This is a genomic window from Planktothrix mougeotii LEGE 06226, assembly GCF_015207485.1.
In the GTDB taxonomy this organism is placed as follows: domain Bacteria; phylum Cyanobacteriota; class Cyanobacteriia; order Cyanobacteriales; family Microcoleaceae; genus Planktothrix.
Genome location: NZ_JADEWU010000169.1, coordinates 1 through 1,022 on the forward strand (window position 1 = coordinate 1; position 1,022 = coordinate 1,022).

Annotated in this window: 1 protein-coding gene; it reads right to left on the reverse strand. The window is 37.6% G+C overall.

Annotated features, from left to right (window positions below):
• On the reverse strand, positions 1 to 838 hold an 838-nt coding region (locus IQ236_RS27575), incomplete at its 3' end, for a hypothetical protein (RefSeq protein ID WP_193872426.1).
• Positions 839 to 1,022 lie beyond the last annotated feature (184 nt).

The following is a 1,022-nucleotide window of genomic DNA, read 5'->3' on the forward strand; positions in this document are numbered from 1 at the left end:
CAGCCACAACCGGAAAGCTAAAATTCCCCGTTTTTTCTGTAGCTGATTTATTCAGTAAAATCTCTATATTCGATGAGGGATTAATTTCAGCACTTGCTATTTGTTCAGAAACTTCTATCGGAAATTGAGCTATTTTTCCTAAATTCTTATTTAAACTCGGTTCAAATCTATTAGTTTCCCCTACAGTCGAATTTAAAGCGATCGCATTTTCAGCCACAACCGGAAAGCTAAAATTCCCGATTTTTTCTGTAGCTGATTTATTTAGTAAAATCTCTGAACTTGATGAATAATTACTTTCAGAATTTGTGGTTTTAGGGGAAACTTCTGAATAAAATTGAGCAATCTTTCCTGAATTTTGTGTTGCTTTTCCTTTATTAAGAATAATGGTTTCATCTTTAGAATCAGCAATCTGACGTTCTGATAAAGAATCTAATTCTGAGGAATTTGATGGTAATGCTAAGGAAGTATCACTCAGAGGTTGAGATGGATTAAAAGTAGCTGAATTTGTGGAAAATGCAGAATGAACCCAAGACTGAGAAATATTTTTTCCAATCGATTCACCCAAAGAAAAAGCCAAATCTGGATTCAGCAATTTCGTTTTATGTAAAACAATTTCTTCAAAAGGATAAATTGGAGTTGAGGGGGGAATTTGATTAACCGCTAAAGATTGATCATGGGTTTCCGATGGAATTAAACCCGGATCTCCGGGATCAAAAGTTTCTAGGGAATTAGACGAACTTTCTGAGTCTGGGTAGGCGGTTTGACTATTTGCAGAGTTTGATAATCCAAACGTAGCTGAAGCAGCAAAAACCGCAACTAAGACAGGAGATAAACGCATGATACTCACTCTTTTAGACAGTCCCACACCTAAAATTGGTCAATCCTCAGCTTAAACGTTACGGTGACAATCACACTCAACGCTGACGCTGCGACATCTGACATCTTAACAAGCTTTGACACTCCTATAACTAAAAGCTTGTGAAGTACCCGTAGGATGAGGGGAGGGGGACAAGGGGACAAGG